Below are 24808 nucleotides of genomic sequence, written 5' to 3' on the forward strand. Positions count from 1 at the left end.
ACTATGAAAAAGATATTTAATTTCATATTTGCTGCAATTGCTGCGGTATCAATGACCGCCTGTGCAAATAATGAAGCGCCGTCCGGAGCGAATATACCGACAAGTGAAAATTTTGCTGTATCGCTGTCAGAAAGCACAAAATCGACCGAAGAAACAGTGCCCGAAACAGAAAGTGCTGTCATATCCGAAGAAACCGCAGCGGAAACGACCGAAGATACACAGGAGGACGAAAGCAATGCTGCATTGATCGTTTATTTCTCTTGGTCGGGTAATACGGAAGCCGTTGCAAACGAGATAGCTGCTCAGACTGGTGCGGACATTTTTGAGCTTATACCCGAAACGCCATATACCGACGATTATGACGAGCTGCTGGATATTGCGCAAAATGAACAAAGCAGCGGAGCACGTCCTCTAATATCGGGCAGTGTTGACCTATCGGATCATGACACGATCTTTATCGGTTATCCCAACTGGTGGGCTGATATGCCTATGATAGTATATACCTTCTTTGATGAATACGACCTGTCGGGCAAAACTATTGCTCCCTTCTGCACCAGCGGAGGCAGCGGTTTTTCGGGAACTCTGCGCACCATAGCAGAGCTTGAACCCGATGCAGAAATAACCGAGGGGCTGCATATCAGCAGTTCGTCTGCCGGAAACTCATCAGATGATGTTTCAAAGTGGCTGTCGGAAACGGGACTTTTGAACTGAGGCGGCGTGCAGTATGAGAAAGCTTATCTCAGTAGGCTCATATTGGGGCTTTGCCCTGATGAGCCTGCATTTAGGACTTCACAGCGAGTTTTTCACAATGATAGTAAAAAAGAAGTCGGAGCATTATCCGTTAAAATACATACTGACCGTTATTACAGCATTGACAGCTCTGTATGGAGCAGTGGTTTTTATCAAACGTCATTTTCTCACATATATGTTCTTGCGCTCGGAATTTGTTTTCCTTGATTATAACGAATCGGCAGTATTATTTTATGCTGACCACATTGCACTAATGGTGTTATTTGTTTACATCGGTTATCTGATTTCGGGTGCTTTCAAACATTCTGCTGAGAGATTGGAACGAAAAGCAGAGAATGACTAATTGTTGCACGCCCCTTTTGTTGTTTTTATAAAAATGCCCACATCAACCCGTCGTACTTCTACGGAAAATAACAGGCGTGATAACCTTATGGACAGGCGCTTCAAGAAGTGTCGGCTTCCGCTTTTTTCTCTCGTTTATCTGCATCATCAGCAGCTCCATTGCTTCATTTGCCATTGCATCTATCTGCTGACCGACTGTGCTTATGGGGACAACAGCCTCCCTTGAAATAGAAGAATTGTCAAATCCCACTATCTTATAATCTTCGGGCAGCCTGCCGTATTTTCTGATAATTGCATTAAGAAGTATATTTGCGTGGGTGTCGTTTGACATAAAAATACCCTTGCATTTTCCGCTGTATTTTTTATCTATATTTTCAACCAAACCTTCAATAACAGCGGAGGTCGCGGAGTAGCTGTTTCCCATATCCGTCAGAATAAGCTCGTGGGGGATATTCTGTTCCTTGCATATATCGCAGAAGCCTGTTATTCTGCCATAAGCGGGGACGTCCTTTGAAACGTCCGAATTTATATGGATAAGCACATCACATCCGCTTTTTACAAGCAGACCCGCTGCCTGCACACCGCCCATATAGTTGTCCGTGTTTACGCTGCAAACATACTTGTCCTCACGTTCTACAGTTACTATCGGCACATTATAGGTCGCAAGCTCCTCCGAGGGAATGGTGTGGCTGAGAATTATCATTCCTTCAATTTTGTAGGCAAGCAGCTCCGCAATGTATTTCCGCTCGGTGTCCTTGTTTTCGTTGCCTGCAAAGACGAGAAATTTATAGCCGTATTTATCGTATGTGGCAAGTATTTTATCCAGCATTTCCGAATAATAATGCAAAAACAGATTAGGCACGATAATGCCGATAAACTCGGTCTTTCCGTTTGCAAGAATACGGGCGACCTTGTTTTCCTTGTAATCAAGGGCAACAAGAGCATTGGCTATCTTCTGCTGATTTTCAAGGGTCAGCGAGTCGGGGTCGTTGAAATATCTTGATATTGTAGTCTTTGAAAATCCCGTATATTCTGCTATATCATTAAAAGTCACATTCTTTTTCATACAAAAGCCTCCTTGATATTATCATATCACAAAAATCCCGTAATTTCAATAGTGTAACCGGTAAAGTAACCGGTTTTGTGAAATGCGTACAAAACAGAAAAATATATTTGAACATTTTTAATGAAGATGAAAAAAAGCTATTGACATATTGGGATATTCGGGTTATACTGTAAACACAAAGTAACCGGTTACTTTACCGGTTACGAAAACGAGATATACTAATTCTAAACCGTTCTATAGACAAGGACGGCAGATAGAATTTTGTCAATCAAGGAAAGCGACCGCAGCAATGCTTGATGCCTTGCAAGGGAGCTTGACGCAGAGTGACGAAATTATAGCTGTCGTATCTGTCTATAGGTTGGTTTAGAATTAGTATTAAATGACGAAAGGAGCAGGAGTATGAAGAAAGCAATATTAGCGGGGATTTCCGCATTGCTGCTTGCAGGGTGCCTTTCGGGCTGCGGCAAAAGCGAAATTCAGCCCGGAGATGTCACAGGCTTTGACGAGGGCGAGATACTTGTAAGCATGTGGGTGCATACGATCGAGGATACTCCCGAAGGCGAGGCATATAAAAAATCAGTCCAGAGCTTTAACGAAAATTTCAACGGAAAGTATTTCGCAAACGTGGAGTTTATCCCGAGAAATGACAGCGGCGGAGGTTATTCCGATAAGATAAACGCTTCCGTTATGTCGGGCGATCTTCCCGATGTTATCACAGTGGACGGTCCCAACGTTTCCGCATACGCCGCAAACGGAATTATTCAGCCCCTTTCGGAGCTTTCCGAAGATGAGAAAAGCCGCTATCTTGATTCCATAATCGAGCAGGGAACGGTAAACGGCAAACTCTATGCTTTGGGCGCTATGGAATCAAGCGTGGGACTGTATTACAACAAAGCAATTCTTGCCGAAGCAGGAATTGAAATACCCACACCTGATGATCCTTGGACGTGGACGGAATTTTCCGAGATACTTGAAAAGCTGAAGCCGATCATGGCAGAGAAAAACGGCTATCCTCTTGATATGACCTTCCCTGTTGGTGAGGCAAGCATTTACTATTACGCTCCCTTTGTATGGTCGGGCGGCACAGACCTTGTAAGTGACAGCGGACTTGAGGTAAGCGGTTACTTTAATTCCGAGCCTGTTGCAAATGCGATGCAGTATTTCCGCAGCATGGTCGAAAACAAATTTATGTCTGCCGCACCAATTGAAAAACTTTTTGAAAGCGGCAGAGCGGCATTCAAATTCGACGGTGCGTGGGAGGTAAATACAATTTATCAGAGTTATCCCGACATTGACCTTGGCGTTGCACCTTATGTTGTAAGCGACAGTTGGGACGGCGGAAGATACACTCCCACAGGCTCATGGGCATATGCGGCAACCTCAAAGGCGAAGAACATCGAAGCTGCCACAGAGCTTGTAAAGTGGATGAGCAATGAGGAAAGCGGACTTCTTCTCTACGAGCTTACAAAGAGCCTGCCCTCGACTTATGGAGCATACGACAAGATAGACGTTTTCACCGAGGACGAGAATTACCGTCATCTTTATGAGCAGCTCAGAGATTACGGACACCCCCGTCCCAAGACACCTGTTTATCCGCAGGTGAGCACCTCTTTCCAGCAGGCACTTGAGGGCATTGCGCTCAGCGGCAAGGACGCACAGAGCGAACTGGATAAATCTACAGAAAGGATAAACGCTAAGCTGGAGCGTTATAAACGAGAAAATGAAAACCAATAAGATAAATTCAATAATGGGTATGGCGTTTTTCGGTCCTGCACTTGTTTTGCTGACGCTGTTTCTGTTCCTGCCCATGCTTTTAACGGTGATATTCAGCTTTACAGATTTCTTTGCACTTAACCCCGATCTTACACATTTTGTGGGACTGAAGAATTATTCGGACATCTTCAAAGACGAGCTTTTCACAACGGCATTCTTCAACACGGTCAAATTCGTTCTGATAATCGTTCCTGCACAGACCCTTGGCGCACTTGGACTTGCACTTCTTATCAACAAGGCGACCGTCTGCAAGAAATATTTCAAGGTAGCGTTTTTCATTCCCGTTGTAATGTCCCTTGCGGTAGTTTCAAATCTCTGGATGCAGATATACAGCCCCGAGGGAATACTGAACACAATGCTTGCACAGATAGGCATTGAAGCACAGCCCTTTATTTACAGCGCAGAACAGGCACTCCCGTCAATCGCAATAATGAGCGTATGGCAGGGCGTAGGCTATCAGATGATAATCTTTTTAGGCGGCTTGCAGGCAATAAATCCTGCTTTGTATGAAGCTGCGGAAATGGATCACGCAAGTGCTTGGCAGCAGTTCAAGGACATCACCTTACCCGAACTTAAACCCCTTTGCGTTTTCGTTTTCATCACCGTTACAATAGGTGCATTCCGAATGATAGTGCAGCCTATGGTAATGACGGGCGGCGGTCCTTCACATTCCACATACACCCTTGTTTACGACATTTACGAAACGGGTACGGTAAACTGGGAGATAGGACTTGCTTCGGCAATGGCTGTTATCTTTGTGATTTTTGTTATCATTCTAACGATTATCCAATCCGTTCTGACAAAGGATAAGGAGGCGAAGAGCAATGCGAAAAAATAGTATCCCGAGAATAATTCTCACAGTAGTTTTGTTTGTAATGTCCCTGTTCTTCCTTTTTCCCATAATATGGATGCTTGCAAATTCCTTCAAAACTGACGCATCAATTACGGCGGATATGAACTCTTTGAGAGCCTTTATTCCTCCTGCGCTGAACGGCAGCTTTTTTGAAAATTATGTTACCGTTATAAAGAACACCGATTTTATCCGATATATGCTCAACACCCTGTTCTATGCGGCGATACTTATTGTTGCAGGCGTTATTGTAAACGGACTTGCAGGCTATGCTCTTGCAAAGATAAAATTCCCGTTCAGGGAACGCTGGGTGCTTATCATTATGATGCTGATGATAGTCCCCTCGGAAACCATTATCACAATAAACTTCCTGTTTGTTGCAAAGATGGGACTGCTCAATACGGTTTTCGGCTACATACTTCCTATGATAGTAAACCCCTTTAATATCTTCCTGTTCCGTCAGGTGTTTGTAAGCCTGCCAGATGATGTGTGGGAGGCTGCGCAGCTTGACTATTGCAGTCCCGTGAAATACTTCTTTACAATGGTGCTGCCAATGTCAAAAACAGTCGTGGCAACGGTAAGCGTATTCACATTCCTCGGTGTATGGAATGACTACCTCTGGCCCTCGCTGGTATTCACATCAAGCGACCTTTTAACGGCGCAGATAGGTCTTAACTCCATCACATCAAACGACAACACAACAATGGGACAGACTCTTGCAGTTATCACAATGATAACTATCCCCGTTATCATCATTTACGCTCTTTTCTCCAAGCAGATCGTCGAGGGCGTTGTATCAACAGGTTCCAAGGAGGGCTAAAATATGAGCTTTATTGAATTTAAAAATATTGAAAAGCAGTACCCCGGCGCCGACAAAAAATCCGTTACCGATTTTAACCTTGAAATAAACGAGGGCGAGTTTATCGCATTTGTAGGACCCTCGGGCTGCGGAAAATCCACCACGCTCCGTATGATAGCAGGCTTTGAGGATATTACGGGCGGCGAGCTTTACATAGACGGAAAGAAAGTGAATGACGTTCTTCCCCGTGACAGAGGAATCGCAATGGTATTCCAGAACTACGCACTTTATCCTCATATGACCGTTGAGAAAAACATCTCCTACGGTCTGAAAAATATGAAAGTCCCTGCCGATGAGATAAAGCGCAAGACCGACTGGGCGATAAACATTCTCGGGCTTGAAGAATACCGCAGCAGAAAGCCGAAAAATCTTTCGGGCGGTCAGCGTCAGAGAGTTGCGCTTGGCAGAGCTATCGTTAAAAACCAAAAGGTTTTCCTTATGGACGAGCCGCTTTCAAATCTTGACGCAAAGCTCAGAGTTAGTATGCGAAACGAGATAAGCAAGCTGCACCGTGAGCTTGGCAGCACCACCATTTACGTTACTCACGATCAGGTTGAGGCTATGACAATGGCAGACCGTATCGTTATAATGAGAAACGGCGTTATTCAGCAGGTGGGCAAGCCTATGGAGCTGTACGAACACCCCGCAAATAAGTTTGTTGCAGGCTTTATCGGTTCTCCTCAGATGAATTTTTATAATGTTACTCTCGTTGGCGATAAGGTGCTGTTTTCGGGCGGCGAAACTATGACCGTTCCTGCTTCCGTACTGTCAAAGCTGGACGGCAAAGACGGCGATATGATAATGGGAATCAGAGGAGAGGACATCAAGCTTGACCCACAGAGCATATCCGTATATGAAGCTGACAAAAAGAGTGCTGTTGTGGAGAATGCCGAGGTAATGGGAAATGAGAATAATCTGTATTTCACATTCGGCGGCAGTCAGACCATTGCAAGGGTATCAAAGTATGAGATCAGCGGAATCGGTGACAAAATAGATTTTGTTTTCAACCCGTCAAGAGTACATTTCTTTGACAAGAATACGGAGGTTTGCTATGTCTGATATTATTCGTCTTAAAGCCCCAAAAGGCTGGATAAACGATCCCAATGGATTTATATATTACAAGGGCGAGTATCACCTTTTCTATCAGCATTTTCCCTATGCACCGCAGTGGGGAAGAATGCACTGGGGACACGCCGTAAGCACCAACCTTGTACACTGGGAGCATAAGGATATTGCACTTTATCCCACAAAGAAAAATGACCGCAGCGGCTGCTTTTCGGGCAGCGCTGTTGAGCATAAGGGCAGGCTCCATATCTTCTACACAGGCGTTGATTACACCCAGGAAAACCCCGAAAATGTAAACGCTTGTCTTAATGATGAATTTACCGCTGCACAGCTTTCCATTACCTCCGAAAACGGCTATGATTTTGATAATATTAACGACAAATTCACCGTTATTCCTCCTATTGAGGATAAAAATATCGGCTGTAAAAATCATACTCGTGACCCCAAAGTATGGCGCGGAAAAGATGCGTGGTATTTGGTTCTGGGCAGCACCGTAAATAAAAAAGGACGTCTGCTTTTCTACAAAAGCACCGACCTTGTGAACTGGGAATATCTGAACTTTTCCGAGAAAGACGGAATGGGCTGGATGTGGGAATGTCCCGATTATTTTGAAACGGACGGAAAGGGCGTTGTCGTATTCTCACCAATGGGATTTTTAAAGGATGAAAAGCCTTATGACGCAGTGGCAATATGCGCTCTTGCCGACTTCAACGAGGAAACGGGAGAAATGCACATTGCCGACAGTTGGCAGCTGCTTGACTGCGGCGAGGATTTGTATGCACCCCAGAGCAGTACCGACAAGGACGGACAGCGTGTAATTATTGCATGGGCAAGAATGCCCGAGCCTTTTGAGAAAAACAGAAGCGGAATATTCTGTATCCCGAGGGTAGTTGAGGTGAAAAACGGACATATTTATTTCCGTCCCCACCCTAATGCAGCTGAACTGTTTACAAGGAAAATCTCCTCTCCGAATGAAGCAGGGGAGGGCGGTTACAAGCTCAGCCTTGATATGAAAAACGGCGAGGAAATAAGCATAGGTGGATATAAGCTTTCAAGGAATAATAACCGTATCACCGCCGACCGTTCCAATGTTTTTGCGGGGCATAACGAGATAAAATGCGTCTTTGAAACCCCCGAAATAAAAGAGGGAAATCATCTTGATATTTATGTTGATAAAAACCTTATTGAAGTGTACATCAACAACGGCGAGTATGTGCTGACAAATACGGTTTACGGCTTGTCCGATGATATTTCCGCAGGAAATTATGAGATGTACGCCGTTTCGGAATGAGGTGTTTTGAATGAAAAAGTATGATGTAGTTGCCCTTGGTGAGCTGCTTATTGATTTTACCGAAAACGGCATAAGTTCACAGGGCAATCCCATATTCGAAGCCAACCCCGGCGGTGCGCCCTGCAATGTTCTTGCAATGCTGCAAAAGCTTGGAAAGAAAACCGCATTTATCGGCAAGGTGGGTAACGATATTTTCGGCAGACAGCTTACCGAGGTCGTAAAATCAGCCGGAATTGACGTTACAAACCTTGTGACGGACAGCAAAGTTCCCACTACTCTTGCTTTTGTTCACACACTTGCAGGCGGTGACAGAGAGTTCAGCTTTATCCGTGACCCGGGTGCAGATATGATGCTCGGAAAAGAGGAGATCAATGCCGATATAGTAAAATCCGCAAAAATATTCCACTTCGGCACTCTTTCATCGACACACGAGGGTGTGCGTGAAGCTACACGATATGGTGTAGATATTGCAAAGGAAAGCGGTGCGCTTATTTCCTTTGACCCAAATCTCCGTCCGCCCTTGTGGAACTCCCTTGAAGATGCAAGGCGTGAGATAGAATACGGTCTTGAAAAATGCGATATTCTGAAAATCTCCGATAATGAAATTGAATTTATGACGGGACTAACCGATTATGATAAGGCTGTAAGGGGACTTATGGAAAAGTACCATATAAAGCTTGCCTTTGCAACACTCGGCAAAAACGGCAGCCGTGCATATTACGGGGACATCAAGGCAGAGTGTGGAGTGTTCAAGGTTGATACCATTGAAACCACTGGCGCAGGAGATACCTTCTGCGGAAGTGCATTAAATTATATCCTTGAACACGATATAAACCGTCTTACGGAGAATGACCTGAGCGAGCTTCTTACCTTTGCGAACGCAGCGGCAGCCATTATCACAACACGCAGAGGGGCATTGAAGGTAATGCCCGAAAAGGAAGAAATACTTGAACTTATATCAAAAATGTAATTGTCAGGCTTGATACAGTGAGTAATCTGAAAAATCTTTTCACCTCATTTTATTAAGATAGAGGAGTACGTTTTGCCGGCAGGTTTGGAGTAAAAAACACAGCACCCGCATAGAGTGCTGTGTAAGAAAACAGGGGATAATTTTCATTCTGAAAAAAGCGAAACAGCAATTTCAAGTGCATCGCCCTTGCTGCATTCTGTGTCGGGTATGACGTAATCTCCGGCGTCAGCAATTGCACGGCTGAACTTTTTTGTAGATACGCTCATAATAAGACCTGAATTTTTAAGACTGAATGTTGCAATATCTCCGTAGCCGTTGGCGGAATTACCCGGTATCTCTCCGACTATTGTTCCGAGAGAATTGTCTTTGATGTAGAGTGCAAAAAGCATTGCCGAACTGAATGACTCTGTGGAAGTGAGTATTGTGACATCTCCGGCAAATACGGGAGTTCGTTTATCTGTTTTCCATTCGGATGTATTGCTTTTTAATGTTAAGAAACCAAGACGCTGTTCATAGGTTAATGTTGTGAAACTGTCTGTTCCGAGATATGAGATAAATTCCCAGGCTACCTGATCCGAGCCGCCGCCGTTTCTTCTTAGATCAACGATAACGTGCTCTATGCCTTTCTGCGATATTTCTGTAAACATATTTTTCAGAGCTTCACAGTATTCATTATTGTAATTACAGCTGTTAAGCGTAAGAAGAGCATAGTTTTCGTCGGGATAGAGCTCGTAGTGTACGAAATTTTCATTACGGTCATAGTAGGCAGCGTTTCGCTCCATATATTCGGCATATGATATGAAATCCCCATCGGTATATTGCCGTTCAACGCGCTCATTCTCGTTTTCATATGTCAGCGTAACATCGGTGCCAAGTCCGAGATATTCAAGTCCTGTGTCTGAAATAAGGTTGCTTCGGAGCTGCTCCAATGCCCAGCTTTCGGCTTCATATGAGAACAGCTCCTTGTGAGCATCAAAAAATGACTGTAAGGGTTCTCCGTTTATCTCTGTTATCCGTAAGCTCCTGCCTTTTACCAGTTCCGCATAGTCAACAGGATATCGTTCTTCGGCGGGACACGGTCCCACAGATGTGTGAGCGTCGCCGAGAGTGGAAAGTATACTTTCTATACTTCTTCTGAGCTCAGCGCAGGTCAGCCCGTCAGCAGGGATAGATGAAAGAGCGTTCACGTATGCTGATTCTGCTGCCTGAGGAACAGAATCCTTGAACATCGGGTGAACTTTTTTCAGATGTGCAAATGCTTCTTTTATGTCAGCTTCGGCAGCTTCCTTTGATATGATATCCTTTGCATTCATTGTAGATCCGCTTGAACGGAGTGAAACAGAATTTGCATATGGATTGCAGAAATATCCGAAAACGATCCCAAGGCACAGCAGAGCGGCTGTGACCGATGATCTGATGACGGGGATCTTTTTCTTTTCGGAGGTAACAGCAGCACCTGCAAGACTGAAGACCGATAAAACTGCCGCTGCGATCATTAACTGCACGGGTACATAGAAAAGCAGAGTGGCTGCAGCTGTAAGAAACATTGATATAACTGCAAAAACAGCACCGCATATGGTAAGAATTTTTCTAAGCTTCTTCATAAACATATCCTTTGAAATGTTGAATTTTTTTGTATAAACATTATACTTCATATCATTTATAGAGTCAATATCCGTAAAGATATTTTAATTTGTTTAATCTAATTTTAATGGAAATGGTCTGCCGCCAATGCATTGCGAAACGTACAGAGAAACAGCATATTCTCAATTTGATAAAAAGTTTTATATAAAAAAATGTCGAAAACACTTGACAAATATCAAAACATATGATAAAATACATATAACTCTTTGCACTGCATAAAATCTACAGTACAAACTGAGCAGACCGTGACAGAATGTCATGGAGTCGGGTCACATGGAGTGACAGTGGAATTTTTTCATCCACGGGACAGTAGTTGCTAATACTGATTCGTGGGTGTTTTTTTATGCTTTTTTATAAAAAGCCGTTCTGTAAAACCCCCGCTTATTAAGTGACAATGAGTGATCTTAAAAATACGGAGGTACCCGAAATGGAAAATAACAACACAATAACAAGAAATGCTTCAGAGACCGATTATGAGAAAACAGCAAATAAAGTTTCCTTTGTGACTATTATCGGGAATGTGGCGCTGTCTGTGATAAAGCTTCTGGCGGGAGTATTAGCGCATTCCAATGCCATGATAAGCGATGCTATCCATTCAGCGTCTGATGTGTTCAGTACTTTTGTGGTTATTATCGGAATTAAGCTGGCAGCAAAGGACCCTGACAAAGAGCACCCCTACGGACATGAGCGAATGGAATGTGTGGCGGCAATTGTCCTGGCTGTGGTCCTGTTTATCACAGGTCTTGGGATAGGAGCAGACGCGTTTAAAACTATCCTGAACGGTAATTACAATGAGCTGCAGGTCCCCGGTATCATGGCGCTGATAACGGCGATAGTGTCAATTGTCAGCAAAGAAGCAATGTACTGGTACACAAGGTACTATGCAAAGAAGATAGATTCCGCCGCATTACTTGCAGATGCATGGCATCATCGTTCAGATGCCTTTTCTTCCATAGGAGCTCTGATAGGAATAGGCGGAGCAAGGCTTGGCTTCCCGATAATGGATTCCATTGCCAGTCTGGTTATTTTTGTGTTTATAGTAAAAGCAGCTTTTGACATTTTTAAGGATGCTATGGACAAAATGGTAGATCATTCCTGTGATGAGGAAACAGAAAAGCAGATACATGACTGCATAATGAAGAATGAGAATGTAATGGGAATAGATCTGCTTCAGACACGTATTTTTGGAAATAAGATCTATGTGGACGTGGAAATTCAGGCAGACGCGTCATACACTCTGCAGGAGGCACATGATATTGCAGAGGTCGTACATGACGAGATCGAACGCAATTTCCCGAAGGTCAAGCATATTATGATCCATGTAAATCCTGCAAAGTGAGATACATAGTATTATAACTTCATAAATAATATAGTTTGCAAAAAAATGCCGTCGTATCATTTTTGATACGACAGCATTTTTTTATTCCGAAACCAGCTCTCTGATCTCCACCCTTTTGATTTTTCCCGATGAAAAATATGCAAATGTAAAAAAGCACAGGCAGATCAACAGAACGGGAACCGCAGCCGTAAAAGCGGTGATCTTTGAGTCAAAGCAGGAAATGCCGATGTTTTTTAACAGCAGGCTGAGCAGTCTGTCCGAAAACATTAACGAAAGAGCTGTTCCTATCGCTCCGCCGATCACCGAAATTATCAGAAACCGCAGGGCAAAGCACAGCTGCAGTCTGCCCGAGGTAAAGCCCAGAGCCTTGTAAATTCCCGAATCACGCCTTTCTCTCAGGAATGCCTTTGAGCAGACCATATGCACCGCCACAAGTGCAAATACAGCCGATACCGAGTAGATAACGCCTGTTATAACGTTCATAAGCGTATCTATCAGCCCCGTCATACTGTCGGAATAGCCGTCCTGCTCGGTCAGCTCTGCTTCAAGGATATCCCCATAGGTCTCGTTGAGCATTTTTACCGTGCTGTCCGCAAGGCTGTCATCGGAAAGGGTGATGTGCATAATATCGGGAGTGATATCATACAGCTGCGAAGCCGCTTCAAAGCTCATAGTAAAGCATCTTCCAAGGTCCTGTACCGACTGGTAGATCCCCGTTATCATATATTCGGCGCTGCCGCCGCCGCAGCTGACAGTCACCTTGTCGCCGACTCTTTTTCCAATTTCCTCCGAGACGTTTTCCGTTATCATCAGTTCGTTGTCATATACGGGCGCTCTGCCCTTCAGAACATTTTTCAGAATATCGGGTCTGCTGTATACCGTGCAGCACATTTCCGTTTCGTCAATGGTCATATATGTTGTACTTGAAAAAACAACAGAAACATTTTCGTCAATTTCCTTGATGCCGGCTTCGGTTCCGGACATATCCGAAAGCTCAAAATGATTGTTGGGCTTTGCCTGCGCCTGACCGTTCAGTGCGCCTAAGGCTTCTATCATACTGTTTGCCGACATTCCGCCCGCAAGTATTGATATGGTCGCCATAAAGAAGATCAGGAGCGCTGCTATAAGCGCAGTTCCGATATATGCTTTCGGGTGGGAGGTTATCTGACGCAGCGCAATGAAAAATGACAGAGGCTTTTTTTTGATCGGAATGTTTGCGGGGCTGTCAAAGTATATCTCCTCCGCGCCTCCGGATATCGCTCTTACGGGAGATATCCTGCCGATCTTTTTTGAAGCGATAATAATATAGACCGTGCAGATAAGTATGATCCCCAATGTAACGAGCAGACATTTTCCCACAGAAATATTTGTGGATACCATTATTCCCGTAATAGGCTGAAACAGCTTTCCGAGGATTTTTGTAAGCGGGAACGAAGACGCTATTCCGATAACGCCGCCTATGGCAAGAGCGCAGAAATACTGTATAATATAGATAAGTCTTATCCTGTTCTCGGTAAAGCCCTGTGCCTTTAAAATACCGAGGCTCACATATTCGGTTTCAATGGTGGTAACGATGCTGTGATTTATGGCTATCATTACTATCACCACCAGCAGGATAACAAATACGTAAAGCATTTTTGTGCCCGTATCGGTAAATATAGTTGTTATCTCATCGCTGCTTTCCCTTGACTGAGTAAAGAGAGATATGTCAACTATCAGACATTCACGGTTAAGCTCCTTTTTTAATTCCGTTATGGAAAGCACGCTGTTTTCGGCTTGGAAAATATGTATTATCCTGCATGGGAAAAGCAGGCTCAACGCAGCGTTTTCATCGTCCGTATCCTCGGAATACAGTCGCTCAAAATCCCTGTCGGATATAAACAGCTGTTTTATCCCGATAGACATTGAGCCAAAGGCGGGGTCCTCCACAAAGCCCTTGACCGCAAATATTTTTTCGCCGTTTTTGGTTGTCACCGTTATTTCCGAACCGATCTCACACCCGTAAACTGTTTTCATCGCTGCAGGTACATATACCTCTCCCTCGGACAGAGCTTCGGGTGCAGCTTCAAATTCCATGAGATTTGCATCATAAACAGGCAGTGAGTTTTCCCATTTCAGAAGGAAATACGGAGAATTGCCACGTCGGTCTCCTATTTTATATGACAAAACAGCCAATGCCCTTTCGTCACGTATCCGCTCCGTATTTTCATTTTCCGAAAGGGCATTAAGAATATTGTCGTCAAGCTCGCTTTCGGCAACGAATGCCGCAAGATCTCCCGTATCGGCAGCTTTGTGTGCGCGTTCAATTCCGTCCGACACGTTATCATTGTTGCTTACCGTCACGGAAAAGGACAGGGTGATTATCATCATAAGCAGGATAACGCTTATAAATGCGCCTTTTTTGTGGCGGATATTAGCTCTAAGCAATGTAAGAATTTCCATATCCCCACCTCACCATTCCATTGAGTTCAGCCATGCGCTGACCTGGGTCTCGCGGCTCTTTTCCTCGTCCGCGGAGTAGGGGGGGAGGGTAAGCTCGCCGATGATATTTCCGTCAGCGATATAGAGGATACGCGTGGCTCTGAGGGCGGCTCTCATATCATGTGTTACCATTAAAATGCTTTGCCCCGACCTGTTAAGCTCCGTGAGAAGATTTAAAACCTCCGTTGTATTTCTGCGGTTGAGCGCACCAGTCGGCTCGTCTGCAAAAAGCAGCTTAGGCTCGTTTATTACCGCTCTTGCAATGGCACACCTCTGCTGTTCGCCGCCTGAGACCTGCGACGGAAGGTGAGCCTTTATATGGGAAATGCCCATCTGTTCCAGCAGCTTTTCGGTACGCTCCTTTACCTGTGAGGCTGATTTTTTCTTGTTCAGATACCCGGGAACTGCAATGTTTTCGAACAGTGACAGATTGCTTACAAGGTGCATCTGCTGAAAGATAAATCCGAAATCGGTGTGCCGAAGCGCCGCAAGCCCCTTTTCATTCAATTTCACCAGGTCCTTCCCGCCGTAAATGACCTGTCCTGCGGTGGCTCTGTCCATACCGCTGAGAGCGTACAGAAGCGTAGATTTGCCCGAGCCCGAAGCGCCCATTATTACCGTAAAATCTCCCTCGTAAAGCTCCATATCCACATGAGATAAAATATGTATCTGACCGCCGTTATGGGCGAAGCTTTTGCAAAGTCCTTTTGCCGATAAGATCGTATTTTTCATATATCCGTTCCTTTCATTTGATGATAATACCATTCTACCGCAAAAGTTATTAAGAAGTAATTAAGAACCTGTCTTCACAAGCATATACGCACGTCTTTTCGGCAAATTTTGCCTAAGACTGCGTTAAAAATCCTTGCCGGGCGGCAAGCCCGCCTGCGGATTTTTGCCTTGTCTTAGACAAAATTATGCTCGAAAATCCGCACACATTTCTTGTGAAGACAGGTTCTAAGAACCCTGCCGAATTATGGGCAGGCTTACTGTTGCTTCAAGCCCGTCATTGTGATTTTGCAAAAGGATATTGCCGTTTTGCTGCTCTGTGATATATTTTACGATGTAAAGCCCAAGACCCGAGCCCTGCTCATTCCCGCAGTTCTTTCCGCGGTAGAATTTACCGAAAATAAAGGGCATATCCTCATCGGGAATACCCTTGCCATGATCGCGGAAATGTATCAGAACATTGCCTTCCGACTGTGTGATAAAAATATCTATGTCCGTTTTTGCATATTTGCGAGCGTTATTGATGAGATTTTCCGTTATCTGCATAAGTCTGTTCTTATCTGCCGATACGGCTGCGGTAAAATCGGGCTTTCGGAAATGCACATCGTTATGCTCCGCCGCAATTTCATTTACTGCATTTTCAATAAATCCGCAAAGCTCGAAGGTCTCGGGAATGATTTTAAGCTTGTCCATATCGGAAAGCGAATGTAAAAAAAGGTCGTTTGTAAGGCGCGATACCTCGTCGCATTTTTTCATTATCACCCCAAGATATTTCCTGCGCTTTTCGGGAGTGCCGTCAAGATTTGCTTCAAGTCCCTCCGCATATGCGCGGATAGAGGCAATGGGAGTTTTTATGTCATGCGAAAGAGTCGCAATGACCGTTTTGTTATTCTCAACAGCTTCACGCTCACAGGAACGGGCTTTGGTTATCTCGCGGCGCATACTGTCAAATGCCCAGGTAAATTCTCCGAAATAGTTTGAGCGTTCGTATTCAAGAGGAATATCAAAATTTCCCTGAGAAATTTTTTCTGCAAAACTTTTCAGCTTGTCAAAGGGACGCAGGACCGCAAAATACACATAGCCGAATATTACCCCACAAAATACGATACAGATACCGCACATAACAAAGATACCGCCGCTCACATCGGGAGCTGTCGGCACAGAGCGGATGCTTTCCGAAAGCTCCTCGGTTTTTTCGGACAATTTTTCATATTCGCCCATCTTTGCAAGCTGCTTGATCTCATTAACAGCAACAAGCTGCTCGGCTTTGTTATCCCGGATATCCGACTGCTTCTGAGAAAAATAAAGTATGCCCGCAGCTATGATCATCAGCGCCGAAAATAAGGCTGTTACAGAGATAAGCTTTCTTTTCATTCCTTCACCTCCAGCATATAGCCGACCTTATAGACAGTTTTTATAAACTGCGGTTCGGCGGGGTCTTCCTCTAATTTTTCTCTGAGCCAGCGGATATGCACTGTCAGTGTGGACGGCTCAACCGTTGAAAAGGCTCCCCACACCTCCGACAGCAGCTTGTCCTTGGGGACAGCTGTATTTATATGCTCGCAGAGATACGCCAGCAGGTCAAATTCACGCAGGGACAGGGATACGCTTTCGCCGCTCCTGTCAACGGTCCTGGCAGTAATGTTCACCCTTACATTTCCGAATTTCACGATTTTTTCTTCCGATGAAAAGCCGTAGGTGCGGCGGATAAGGGCATTTACTCTGGAAAGAAGCTCCTTCATGGAATAGGGCTTTGGAAGAAAATCATCTCCGCCGATGTCAAATCCCGTTATCCGGTCGGTCTCGCTTGTTCTGGCGCTTGCGAATATGACGGGGACCGTTGATGCTCTGCGAAGCTCTTTGCAAAGCTCAAAGCCAGTTGTATCGGGAAGATTTATGTCAAGCAGTATAAGATGATATGTATTTACCGATAAAAGCTCAAAGGCTTTTTCGCTGTCCGGGGCACAGATCACGCTATAGCCGTAGCTGTCCAGCATTTCGGATATGATAAAGGACAGGTCCTCGTCATCGTCTATGATAAGTATTTGTTTACGGGACATATTCATGATCCTTTCTATGGATTTTTGGAAATTATTGACAGCACAGCCTATATTTCATAAACTGATATATTGGTGAATTTATTATAACACAGCGACCTCAAAAAAGCAATAATATGATTTTTTATTATGTATCATACGCCTCAAAAAGAATGACACCTGCAATGATCGGGCAAATTTTTCAAAAAGCTCTTGAAGAATATTACCGGATATGTTATAATATGTGGTAATAACAGAAAAGGAGCGATGTTATGCCCATATACGAATCAGGCGAGGACTACCTTGAAACGATACTTCTGCTCCACGAAAAAACAGGCTTTGTCCGTTCGGTGGATATTGCCTGCGAGCTGAATTATTCAAAGCCAAGCATAAGCAGAGCGGTAAATATCCTCAAGGAAAGCGGATATATAACCGTTGAGGCGGGCGGTCAGATACTTCTGACGGAGGAAGGCAGAAAAAAAGCGGAGTCAATTTACGAAAGGCACGTTAATATCACCCGTTTTCTTGAGGACGTGCTGAGCGTCAGCCGCGAAAACGCCGAGCACGATGCCTGCAAGATCGAGCATATAATAAGTGAGGAAAGCTATGAAAAGCTGAAGCGGTTCACCGCAGAGTATACCTCGGGAAAGGAAAATAAAAATTTATGAAAAGCAGTGTAATGGATATAATTTTGTCTGTAGCCGTGCTGCTGTCAATGACAGCCTGCGGGGGAGAGAACGATACAGCGGATAACTCTCAGAACAATTCCGCTCCGGCGGAAGAAGCTTCTGCGGCAGTTTCTGCCAATGATTATGAAAAAAAGCGCGTTACCGTTGACGGTACGACCTTCAAGGTTGACGGCAAGGAGCTCTGGATAAACGGAGTAAATACTCCCTGGCAGAACTGGAACGACTTTGGCGGAAATTTTGACGAAAGCTTCTGGGACAGCCATTTTGCCGAGCTTCATGAGGCAGGGGTCAACGCCACAAGAATATGGGTCAACTGCAACGGAATGAGCATAGTCCGCCTTAGATCCGACGGAACTGTTCAGGCAATAGACGAGCAGCACTGGACCGACCTTGACAAGCTTTTTGAGCTTGCGGAAAAGCACGATATCTACATAATGGCGACCCTTCTTTCCTTTGACCATTTCAAGGACGGAAACTCGGGCTGCGATAAATTCAGAACGATGATATCCGATGATACTGCCACACAGTCTTATATCGACTCATACGTTATCCCCTTTGTGGAGAGATACGGAAACAGCCCCAGTCTCTGGAGCATCGACCTTATGAACGAGCCCGACTGGGTCTATGAAAATGCAGAATGCGGCAAGGTGGGCTGGGATAAGCTTTCTAACTTCTTTGCAAAATGCTCCGCCGCCATTCACGAAAATTCCGACGAGCTGGTAACGGTAGGTCTGGGAATGATAAAGTATAACTCGGACAAGTTTGACGGCAACTATGTTTCCGATGAATTTCTAAAATCTCTCGGCGGCGAGAATGCATACCTTGACTTTTACTCCACCCACTATTATTTCTGGCAGAATGCATATATGGGCTATCCTTTTGAGCAGTCTCCCGTTTCCTTCGGACTTGACGGCACAAAGCCCTGTGTCATAGGCGAGGCGGCTGTTAAGAGCGAGAGCGGCAGAACTCCCGAGGAGGACTACGAAAATGCCTACAACAACGGCTGGAATGGCGTTATGGCATGGACTTCAAACGGTGTTGACTCCTGCGGCAGCCTTACCGAGCTTATGCCTGCGGTGACTAAAATGCGGGATATGATAAAGGACAAGATCTTCCCTTTGGGTTATAACTCGTAAGCTGAGGATCACCACAAATTTTCCCGAAATATTGACTTTGAGCGCATGATGTGATATAATCAGATAAGAATTTCCCGAATGTTCGGGAGAAAAAATACGAAAAGTGAGGAAATATGATATGAATATAGTTTGTCTCGACCTTGAGGGCGTTCTCGTTCCCGAGATATGGATCGCATTTGCAGAGGCGAGCGGTATACCCGAGCTGAAAAAGACCACCCGTGACGAGCCTGATTACGATAAGCTTATGAAATGGCGCATCGGTATCCTCAAGGAGCACGGTTTGGGACTCAAGGAAATTCAGGACACCATTGCAAAGATAGACCCCATGCCCGGAGCAAAGGAGTTCTTGGACGAGCTTCGTTCTCTGACTCAGGTCATCATCATCAGCGATACCTTCACACAGTTTGCTTCTCCTCTTATGAAGAAGCTGGGCTGGCCCACTATTTTCTGCAATTCCCTCGAGGTTTCCGAAAGCGGCGAGGTAACAGGCTTTAAAATGCGCTGCGAGCAGTCTAAGCTCACTACCGTAAAGGCTCTTCAGTCCATCGGCTATGACACCATCGCCAGCGGAGACAGCTACAACGACCTGGGTATGATAAAGGCAAGCAAGGCAGGCTTCCTTTTCAAGAGCACAGATAAGATAAAGAACGACAACCCCGAGATGCCCGCATATGAAACCTATGAGGAACTTATGGCGGCTATCAAAAAGGTGCTTGACTGATTTTGGGAATTTGTTTGAAAAAAAACACTTGACAAATCCTAAATTTAGGCTATAATAAAAGTATCGGATATGTTACAAATGCGCTGACGGGGACGGAGCGCCCATAAAAGTCATCAGAGAGCCTGCATTTGGTGCGAGCAGGCGGCTTTAAAGGCAATCTCCCATCACCCCTGAGCTTTGCGGCTGAAAGGCTATGCTTATTAGGCGGCAGCGGGCTTCTCCCGTTACAGAGAACTGCTATTGTTTGATGGCAGACTGAGCGGCGCCGTTTATCGGCGCAATAAGAGTGGTAACGTGGGTACATTTGTCCTCACCTCTTGATAACAAGGGGTGAGGTTTTTTATTTTCCGAAATTCGTGTTATATCGAAATGAAAAGGAGAATGGTTATGCTTACACTTGATATGGTTTACAGTGCGTCCTACAAGCTTAAAGAGGTCATCAGAAAAACGGATATTATCCCTGCCCCCAAGCTTTCGGACAAATGCGACGTTTATCTTAAAACCGAGAATTTGCAGGTAACAGGCTCTTTCAAGGTGAGAGGAGCATATTACAAAATTTCCCAGCTTTCCGACGAAGAAAAGGCAAGGGGAGTTATTGCCTGCAGCGCGGGAAATCACGCTCAGGGAGTGGCTTTGGCTGCGGCTAAAAACGGTATAAAATCTCTTATTTGCCTTCCCGACGCTGCGCCTATCTCGAAGATAGAGGCTACCCGTTCCTATGGTGCGGACATATGTCTTGTGGACGGCGTTTACGATGACGCATACGCAAAGGCTATAAGTCTCAGGGACGAAAAGGGCTACACATTTATCCACCCCTTTGACGACGAGTATGTTATCGCGGGACAGGGAACCATTGGTCTGGAGCTTCTTGAGCAGCTGCCCGAGGCGGACGCAGTTGTAGTTCCCGTGGGCGGCGGCGGACTCATTTCCGGCGTTGCGTTCACTCTCAAAAAGCTCAAGCCCGAGATAAAGGTTTACGGCGTTCAGGCGGCAGGCGCTCCCAGCATGGAGCAGTCCCTCGCACACGGCAAAATTGAGCGCCTTTCCTCCGTTTCCACCATTGCAGACGGCATAAAGGTAATGGAGCCCGGCGTGAACACCTTTGAAATGTGCAGGGAATACGTTGACGGTGTAGTTACAGTTACCGACGACGAGATATCCAGCGCAATTCTTGCTCTTATGGAGCAGCACAAGCTTATTGCCGAGGGGGCGGGCGCCGTTCCCGTGGCGGCTGTTATGTTTGACAAGATACCCGAGATAGAGGGCAAGAAGGTCATATGCCTTGTTTCGGGAGGAAACATTGACGTGACCATTCTCAGCCGTGTTATTGAGAGAGGTCTGCTGAAATCGGGCAGGACCTGTCTGCTGAATATCGAGCTTATCGACAAGCCGGGTCAGCTTAAAGGTGTTTCGGATATTATCGCTTCTCTGAGCGGCAATGTTATTTCCGTTCACCACGAGCGTGCAAACGAGGGTGCGGACATCAACGGCTGCTACCTGAGAATTATCCTTGAAACGAGAAATCACGAGCATATCGCTCAGATAAGAAATGCACTTACGGGTGCAGGATTTAAGCTGGTGTAAGCTATGCCGAACAGATACACGATAATTGATGAAAAAACGTGGAAGCGTGCAATGCACTGTATGGTGTTCAGAAACAGCGTTGAGCCGTGTTTCTGCGTTACCTTCGAGGCTGATATCACAGAGTTTCTGAGAAAAATTAAAGCAAAGGGATATTCCTTTACCCTTTCCATGGTCTATGCGGTCTGCAAATGCGCCAATGAAATTGAAGAGTTCAGATACCGCTTTGCTGACGGCAAGGTAGTGCTTTTTGAAAGCATTGACACGGCTTTTACCTATCTCAACAAGGAAACAGAGCTTTTCAAGGTGGTAAACGTCCCCATGACAGACACTCTTGACGAATACGTTCAGCTTGCAAAAAGGACGGCGAAGGAGCAGCGGGAATATTTTACGGGTCCTCTCGGAAACGATGTTTTCCAGTGTTCTCCCATGCCCTGGATAACATATACCCATATTTCCCACACAAACAGCGGCAAGAAGGATAATGCCACTCCGCTTTTTGACTGGGGAAAATATTATGAGAAAAACGGCAGGATATTTATCCCTGTTTCGGTTCAGGCACACCATTCGTTTGTTGACGGTATCCACATTGGAAAATTTGCGGAAAGACTGCAAAATTATCTCAATGAATATAAATAATTATTTAGGAGGAATTTATCATGTCAGAAAAAATCTACACCAAAAACGCTCCCGACGCTATCGGTCCTTACTCTCAGGCAGTAAAATGCGGAAATCTTCTTTTCACATCGGGTCAGATAGCAATCAATCCCGCAACGGGCAATGTTGAGGCTCAGGGGATAGAAGCCCAGACAAGGCAGATATGCGAAAATCTCAAGGCTGTTCTTGCCGAGGCAGGCTGCACCTTTGAGAATGTGGTAAAGACCACCTGCTTCCTTGACAATATGGACGACTTTGCAGCGTTCAATGCGGTTTACGGCGAGTATTTCACAAGCAAGCCCGCACGTTCCTGCGTGGAGGTGTCAAAGCTTCCCAAGGGCGTTCTTGCAGAGGTAGAGGTCATCGCCGAGCTTTGATAATTACGGCACAGGGAGCGATTTTTCGGTCTCTGTGCCTGTATTTATGCTATTTTGTACATATTTCCGAGGCGCAGAGCGGTATTTTTTTACCTATTACCGACAAATTTTTTTCAAAAGCCCTTGCATTTCAGTGATAAATGTGATATAATAATTACAGTACACCAATAGTTTGAGGCAAAGATCGGAGCAATCCGGTCTTTCTTGTTTGATGGAGGTATGTTTATGGCAGTTAAAAAGGGAGGCAAGGGCGGAAATACGGTGGCGGCTGTGTTTGAGATAGCAAAGCCCATTGCCGACAGTCTCGGGCTCACCATCTGGGACATCACCTACGACAAGGAGGGCGCTCTCAGATATCTCAGGGTCCTTATCGAAAAGCCCGACGGCTTCATTGATATGGACGACTGCGAGGCTATGACGAGACCCCTTTCTGCGGCTCTTGACGAGCGTGACCCTATCGACGAGCAGTATATGCTTGAGGTCGGCTCACCGGGACTGGGCAGGGAGCTTAAAAGGCAGGAGCATTTTGAACGCTTCCTTGAATGTCCGCTGCGCATAAGATATATCCGTGAAAAAGACGGCGTTAAGGAATTTATCGCCGTGCTGACAGCGTATAATAAGGAAAGCGGCAGCATTACCGTTGAGACCGAGCGGGGCACCGAGGAGATAGTATTGTCCGACACCGCATTCGTGAAGCTCTATGACGACGAGGAGCTGCCCGAAGAATTTCTGAGCGATGAATAAGTTAAAAATACAATTTCAGGAGGAATATAAGGAAAATGAATAAGGAATTTTTTGACGCACTTGAATGTCTCGCAGGTGAAAACAACATTCCGCTGGACGCTCTTGTGGAGAAGATCGAACAGGGTATTTTAAAGGCTGTAAGAAAGGAATATCCCGATTGTGACGATTTTCTTGTGGACATTGACCCTGCAGAAAACAAGTTTGACGTATGCGTTATGAGAAATGTTGTTGACGACGAGCCTATCGACCTTAACGAGATAAACATTGAGGAGGCGCGCACCATCGTTCCGGGCTGCGTATGCGGAGACGCTGTTCCCTACAAGCTTGACACCGCAAAGTTCGGCAGAGTTGCCGCTCAGTATGCAAAGCAGTCCATCAGGCACGATGTGAAGGAATTTGAAAAGGAAAAGATAATCGCTCAGTACAAGGACAAGGTACATGAAATAATTTCCGCTACCGTTCAGAAGGTGGAGCCTGCTACAGGCAACGCGATCATGCTTGTTGACAAGAATGAGATATGCCTGTACAAGAATGAGCAGATACCCGGCGAAGTACTTACCGAAGGCGATATTGTCAAAATTTACGTAGTTGGGATCATAAACCCCGACAGAAAGCCCTCCGTCAAGATATCCCGTACTCACAAGGACCTGGTCAAGAGACTTTTTGAGCTTGAGATACCCGAGATATATGACGGCGTGGTGGAAGTTAAGTCCATAGCAAGAGAGGCAGGCTCACGCACAAAGATAGCTGTCTGCTCCAAGGACCCCAATGTTGACTGCGTAGGCGCCTGCATTGGTCCCAGACGCTCCAGAATAAGCAAGATAGTTGAAGAGCTGGGCGGCGAGAAGATAGACATTATCGTTTACGACGAGGACCCTGCGGTATTTATTGCAAAGGCTCTTGCTCCTGCGGACGTTATAAGAGTTGACATTGCCGAGGGCGAGGAGAAGATGTGCACCGTTATCGTGCCCAACAATCAGCTTTCTCTCGCTATCGGAAACAAGGGTCAGAACGCCAAGCTTGCAGCCCGTCTTACAGGCTTCAAGATAGACATCAAGCCCGAAAATCCTGTGGAGTGATCCGCATTGATATATACATCAGATAAAACGAGGTGATATTGTGGCAGGCGTTAAGAAGATACCCATGAGAATGTGTCTCGGCTGCGGCGAGATGAAGCCAAAGAAAGAGCTTATCCGTGCGGTGAAGTCTCCCGAGGGTGAGATATCTCTCGATCTTACGGGAAAGAAGTCCGGAAGAGGAGCGTATGTTTGTCCGAATGCGGAGTGCCTCAGACTTGCGAGAAAGGCAAAACGCTTCGAGAAAAGCTTTGAATGCCGCATATCAGACGAGGTCTACGACAATATGGAGAGAGAGCTGAATGAACGGCAGTAAACAAAAGATATTTGATCTGCTTACGATTTGCAGAAAAGCAGGAAGAATGACAATGGGCTTTGACTCGGTGAAGGAGTCCATCCTGACGGGAAAAGCCAAGCTTGTTCTTCTTGCCTCGGATATTTCCGCAAAGACGGAAAAGGAAGTCAGATTTTTCGCCGATAAAAACTCGGCAGAAGTTCATACCATTCCCGTTACCATTGCCGAAGTAGAGTTCGGTACGGGCAGAAAAGCGGGAGTTATGGGCATATGCGATGAGGGCTTTGCTAAAAAGATAAACGAGCTTTTACGGCAGTAACGTAATATTAGGAGGGTC

25 protein-coding genes, 1 riboswitch and 1 other annotated feature are annotated in these 24808 nt (G+C 45.4%); of the genes, 19 read left to right on the top strand and 6 right to left on the bottom strand.

The annotated features are described in order from the left end of the window. The first annotated feature begins 3 nt into the window (after nucleotides 1–3). A complete protein-coding gene (locus tag ACI4J0_RS01960; RefSeq protein WP_439764133.1) occupies nucleotides 4–711 on the top strand; it encodes a flavodoxin in 708 nt (235 codons plus the stop codon). A gap of 13 nt (nucleotides 712–724) precedes the next feature. Beyond that, nucleotides 725–1093, top strand: a complete 369-nt coding sequence (locus ACI4J0_RS01965; RefSeq protein WP_439764134.1) for a hypothetical protein — start codon at nucleotides 725–727, stop codon at nucleotides 1091–1093. Nucleotides 1094–1135: 42 nt separating this feature from the next. Here ACI4J0_RS01965 and ACI4J0_RS01970 read toward each other — a convergent pair whose 3' ends face one another. Continuing rightward, nucleotides 1136–2158: a LacI family DNA-binding transcriptional regulator gene (locus ACI4J0_RS01970; RefSeq protein ID WP_439764135.1), complete on the bottom strand. Its 1023-nt coding sequence runs from the start codon at nucleotides 2156–2158 to the stop codon at nucleotides 1136–1138. Between the two features lie 399 nt (nucleotides 2159–2557). Here ACI4J0_RS01970 and ACI4J0_RS01975 point away from each other — a divergent pair, with 399 nt between their 5' ends. The 6 genes from ACI4J0_RS01975 to ACI4J0_RS02000 are packed head-to-tail and all read left to right on the top strand — an operon-like array spanning nucleotide 2558 to nucleotide 8966. Then, a complete protein-coding gene (locus ACI4J0_RS01975; protein WP_439764136.1) occupies nucleotides 2558–3892 on the top strand; it encodes an ABC transporter substrate-binding protein in 1335 nt (444 codons plus the stop codon). Beyond that, on the top strand, nucleotides 3879–4769 hold the full coding sequence (locus tag ACI4J0_RS01980; protein ID WP_439764137.1) for a carbohydrate ABC transporter permease: 891 nt from the start codon (nucleotides 3879–3881) through the stop codon (nucleotides 4767–4769). Before ACI4J0_RS01975 ends, ACI4J0_RS01980 begins: the two co-directional genes overlap by 14 nt. Continuing rightward, nucleotides 4756–5601: a carbohydrate ABC transporter permease gene (locus ACI4J0_RS01985; protein ID WP_439764138.1), complete on the top strand. Its 846-nt coding sequence runs from the start codon at nucleotides 4756–4758 to the stop codon at nucleotides 5599–5601. Before ACI4J0_RS01980 ends, ACI4J0_RS01985 begins: the two co-directional genes overlap by 14 nt. A gap of 3 nt (nucleotides 5602–5604) precedes the next feature. Further along, nucleotides 5605–6699: an ABC transporter ATP-binding protein gene (locus ACI4J0_RS01990; protein WP_439764139.1), complete on the top strand. Its 1095-nt coding sequence runs from the start codon at nucleotides 5605–5607 to the stop codon at nucleotides 6697–6699. After that, on the top strand, nucleotides 6692–7996 hold the full coding sequence (locus ACI4J0_RS01995) for a glycoside hydrolase family 32 protein (protein ID WP_439764140.1): 1305 nt from the start codon (nucleotides 6692–6694) through the stop codon (nucleotides 7994–7996). The genes ACI4J0_RS01990 and ACI4J0_RS01995 overlap by 8 nt, the downstream gene beginning before the upstream one ends. A 10-nt stretch (nucleotides 7997–8006) precedes the next feature. After that, a complete protein-coding gene (locus ACI4J0_RS02000; RefSeq protein WP_439764141.1) occupies nucleotides 8007–8966 on the top strand; it encodes a PfkB family carbohydrate kinase in 960 nt (319 codons plus the stop codon). Between the two features lie 143 nt (nucleotides 8967–9109). Here the strand turns inward: ACI4J0_RS02000 and ACI4J0_RS02005 are convergent, their stop codons facing one another. Next, nucleotides 9110–10570, bottom strand: a complete 1461-nt coding sequence (locus ACI4J0_RS02005; protein WP_439764142.1) for a S41 family peptidase — start codon at nucleotides 10568–10570, stop codon at nucleotides 9110–9112. A gap of 264 nt (nucleotides 10571–10834) precedes the next feature. Next, a riboswitch (NiCo riboswitch) is annotated at nucleotides 10835–10922 on the top strand. Between the two features lie 115 nt (nucleotides 10923–11037). Here ACI4J0_RS02005 and ACI4J0_RS02010 point away from each other — a divergent pair. Next, a complete protein-coding gene (locus tag ACI4J0_RS02010) occupies nucleotides 11038–11949 on the top strand; it encodes a cation diffusion facilitator family transporter (RefSeq protein ID WP_439764143.1) in 912 nt (303 codons plus the stop codon). An 81-nt stretch (nucleotides 11950–12030) separates the two neighbouring features. Here ACI4J0_RS02010 and ACI4J0_RS02015 read toward each other — a convergent pair whose 3' ends face one another. The 4 genes from ACI4J0_RS02015 to ACI4J0_RS02030 form a co-directional block, all read right to left on the bottom strand. Next, nucleotides 12031–14391: an FtsX-like permease family protein gene (locus ACI4J0_RS02015; RefSeq protein WP_439764144.1), complete on the bottom strand. Its 2361-nt coding sequence runs from the start codon at nucleotides 14389–14391 to the stop codon at nucleotides 12031–12033. Between the two features lie 9 nt (nucleotides 14392–14400). After that, nucleotides 14401–15162, bottom strand: a complete 762-nt coding sequence (locus tag ACI4J0_RS02020) for an ABC transporter ATP-binding protein (RefSeq protein WP_439764145.1) — start codon at nucleotides 15160–15162, stop codon at nucleotides 14401–14403. A 225-nt stretch (nucleotides 15163–15387) separates the two neighbouring features. Continuing rightward, nucleotides 15388–16533, bottom strand: coding sequence for a HAMP domain-containing sensor histidine kinase (locus ACI4J0_RS02025; RefSeq protein WP_439764146.1), 1146 nt, complete (start codon nucleotides 16531–16533; stop codon nucleotides 15388–15390). Then, nucleotides 16530–17219, bottom strand: a complete 690-nt coding sequence (locus ACI4J0_RS02030; RefSeq protein WP_439764147.1) for a response regulator transcription factor — start codon at nucleotides 17217–17219, stop codon at nucleotides 16530–16532. Before ACI4J0_RS02030 ends, ACI4J0_RS02025 begins: the two co-directional genes overlap by 4 nt. Nucleotides 17220–17467: 248 nt before the next feature. Between ACI4J0_RS02030 and ACI4J0_RS02035 the strand changes: the two genes are divergently transcribed. The 10 genes from ACI4J0_RS02035 (at nucleotide 17468) to ACI4J0_RS02080 (ending at nucleotide 24790) form a co-directional block, all read left to right on the top strand. Next, nucleotides 17468–17863 (top strand): metal-dependent transcriptional regulator, encoded by a 396-nt coding sequence (locus ACI4J0_RS02035; protein ID WP_439764148.1) that lies wholly within the window; start codon nucleotides 17468–17470, stop codon nucleotides 17861–17863. Further along, nucleotides 17860–19020 carry a cellulase (glycosyl hydrolase family 5) gene (locus ACI4J0_RS02040; RefSeq protein WP_439764149.1) on the top strand — a complete coding sequence of 387 codons (1161 nt, stop codon included), beginning with the start codon at nucleotides 17860–17862 and terminating at the stop codon, nucleotides 19018–19020. Before ACI4J0_RS02035 ends, ACI4J0_RS02040 begins: the two co-directional genes overlap by 4 nt. Before the next feature lie 118 nt (nucleotides 19021–19138). Beyond that, nucleotides 19139–19741 (top strand): bifunctional phosphoserine phosphatase/homoserine phosphotransferase ThrH, encoded by a 603-nt coding sequence (gene thrH, locus ACI4J0_RS02045; protein ID WP_439764150.1) that lies wholly within the window; start codon nucleotides 19139–19141, stop codon nucleotides 19739–19741. Nucleotides 19742–19815: 74 nt separating this feature from the next. Beyond that, nucleotides 19816–20062 (top strand) — a binding site (T-box leader). A 66-nt stretch (nucleotides 20063–20128) separates the two neighbouring features. Continuing rightward, nucleotides 20129–21325, top strand: coding sequence for a threonine ammonia-lyase (gene ilvA / locus ACI4J0_RS02050; protein WP_439764151.1), 1197 nt, complete (start codon nucleotides 20129–20131; stop codon nucleotides 21323–21325). Between the two features lie 3 nt (nucleotides 21326–21328). Then, nucleotides 21329–21961 carry a CatA-like O-acetyltransferase gene (locus tag ACI4J0_RS02055; RefSeq protein WP_439764152.1) on the top strand — a complete coding sequence of 211 codons (633 nt, stop codon included), beginning with the start codon at nucleotides 21329–21331 and terminating at the stop codon, nucleotides 21959–21961. A 20-nt stretch (nucleotides 21962–21981) separates the two neighbouring features. Next, a complete protein-coding gene (locus ACI4J0_RS02060; RefSeq protein WP_439764153.1) occupies nucleotides 21982–22356 on the top strand; it encodes a RidA family protein in 375 nt (124 codons plus the stop codon). Between the two features lie 225 nt (nucleotides 22357–22581). Next, nucleotides 22582–23100 (top strand): ribosome maturation factor RimP, encoded by a 519-nt coding sequence (gene rimP, locus ACI4J0_RS02065; RefSeq protein WP_439764154.1) that lies wholly within the window; start codon nucleotides 22582–22584, stop codon nucleotides 23098–23100. Nucleotides 23101–23135: 35 nt separating this feature from the next. Next, a complete protein-coding gene (gene nusA / locus ACI4J0_RS02070) occupies nucleotides 23136–24179 on the top strand; it encodes a transcription termination factor NusA (protein ID WP_439764155.1) in 1044 nt (347 codons plus the stop codon). 64 nt (nucleotides 24180–24243) lie between these two features. Further along, on the top strand, nucleotides 24244–24492 hold the full coding sequence (gene rnpM, locus ACI4J0_RS02075) for an RNase P modulator RnpM (protein ID WP_439764231.1): 249 nt from the start codon (nucleotides 24244–24246) through the stop codon (nucleotides 24490–24492). Next, the gene (locus ACI4J0_RS02080; RefSeq protein WP_439764156.1) at nucleotides 24479–24790 is read left to right on the top strand and encodes a L7Ae/L30e/S12e/Gadd45 family ribosomal protein; all 312 of its coding nucleotides are present in this window, start codon (nucleotides 24479–24481) and stop codon (nucleotides 24788–24790) included. The genes rnpM and ACI4J0_RS02080 overlap by 14 nt, the downstream gene beginning before the upstream one ends. The last annotated feature ends 18 nt before the right edge of the window (nucleotides 24791–24808 follow it).

Origin of the sequence: Huintestinicola sp., assembly GCF_051882455.1 — a bacterium.
Taxonomy (GTDB): domain Bacteria; phylum Bacillota; class Clostridia; order Oscillospirales; family Ruminococcaceae; genus Huintestinicola.

Coding starts and splice junctions, on each gene's coding strand:
- ACI4J0_RS01960 (WP_439764133.1), top strand. CDS start 4: ATGAAAAAGATATTTAATTTCATATTTGCTGCAATTGCTGCGGTATCA.
- ACI4J0_RS01965 (WP_439764134.1), top strand. CDS start 725: ATGAGAAAGCTTATCTCAGTAGGCTCATATTGGGGCTTTGCCCTGATG.
- ACI4J0_RS01970 (WP_439764135.1), bottom strand. CDS start 2,158: ATGAAAAAGAATGTGACTTTTAATGATATAGCAGAATATACGGGATTT.
- ACI4J0_RS01975 (WP_439764136.1), top strand. CDS start 2,558: ATGAAGAAAGCAATATTAGCGGGGATTTCCGCATTGCTGCTTGCAGGG.
- ACI4J0_RS01980 (WP_439764137.1), top strand. CDS start 3,879: ATGAAAACCAATAAGATAAATTCAATAATGGGTATGGCGTTTTTCGGT.
- ACI4J0_RS01985 (WP_439764138.1), top strand. CDS start 4,756: ATGCGAAAAAATAGTATCCCGAGAATAATTCTCACAGTAGTTTTGTTT.
- ACI4J0_RS01990 (WP_439764139.1), top strand. CDS start 5,605: ATGAGCTTTATTGAATTTAAAAATATTGAAAAGCAGTACCCCGGCGCC.
- ACI4J0_RS01995 (WP_439764140.1), top strand. CDS start 6,692: ATGTCTGATATTATTCGTCTTAAAGCCCCAAAAGGCTGGATAAACGAT.
- ACI4J0_RS02000 (WP_439764141.1), top strand. CDS start 8,007: ATGAAAAAGTATGATGTAGTTGCCCTTGGTGAGCTGCTTATTGATTTT.
- ACI4J0_RS02005 (WP_439764142.1), bottom strand. CDS start 10,570: ATGAAGAAGCTTAGAAAAATTCTTACCATATGCGGTGCTGTTTTTGCA.
- ACI4J0_RS02010 (WP_439764143.1), top strand. CDS start 11,038: ATGGAAAATAACAACACAATAACAAGAAATGCTTCAGAGACCGATTAT.
- ACI4J0_RS02015 (WP_439764144.1), bottom strand. CDS start 14,391: ATGGAAATTCTTACATTGCTTAGAGCTAATATCCGCCACAAAAAAGGC.
- ACI4J0_RS02020 (WP_439764145.1), bottom strand. CDS start 15,162: ATGAAAAATACGATCTTATCGGCAAAAGGACTTTGCAAAAGCTTCGCC.
- ACI4J0_RS02025 (WP_439764146.1), bottom strand. CDS start 16,533: ATGAAAAGAAAGCTTATCTCTGTAACAGCCTTATTTTCGGCGCTGATG.
- ACI4J0_RS02030 (WP_439764147.1), bottom strand. CDS start 17,219: ATGTCCCGTAAACAAATACTTATCATAGACGATGACGAGGACCTGTCC.
- ACI4J0_RS02035 (WP_439764148.1), top strand. CDS start 17,468: ATGCCCATATACGAATCAGGCGAGGACTACCTTGAAACGATACTTCTG.
- ACI4J0_RS02040 (WP_439764149.1), top strand. CDS start 17,860: ATGAAAAGCAGTGTAATGGATATAATTTTGTCTGTAGCCGTGCTGCTG.
- thrH (WP_439764150.1), top strand. CDS start 19,139: ATGAATATAGTTTGTCTCGACCTTGAGGGCGTTCTCGTTCCCGAGATA.
- ilvA (WP_439764151.1), top strand. CDS start 20,129: ATGCTTACACTTGATATGGTTTACAGTGCGTCCTACAAGCTTAAAGAG.
- ACI4J0_RS02055 (WP_439764152.1), top strand. CDS start 21,329: ATGCCGAACAGATACACGATAATTGATGAAAAAACGTGGAAGCGTGCA.
- ACI4J0_RS02060 (WP_439764153.1), top strand. CDS start 21,982: ATGTCAGAAAAAATCTACACCAAAAACGCTCCCGACGCTATCGGTCCT.
- rimP (WP_439764154.1), top strand. CDS start 22,582: ATGGCAGTTAAAAAGGGAGGCAAGGGCGGAAATACGGTGGCGGCTGTG.
- nusA (WP_439764155.1), top strand. CDS start 23,136: ATGAATAAGGAATTTTTTGACGCACTTGAATGTCTCGCAGGTGAAAAC.
- rnpM (WP_439764231.1), top strand. CDS start 24,244: ATGAGAATGTGTCTCGGCTGCGGCGAGATGAAGCCAAAGAAAGAGCTT.
- ACI4J0_RS02080 (WP_439764156.1), top strand. CDS start 24,479: ATGAACGGCAGTAAACAAAAGATATTTGATCTGCTTACGATTTGCAGA.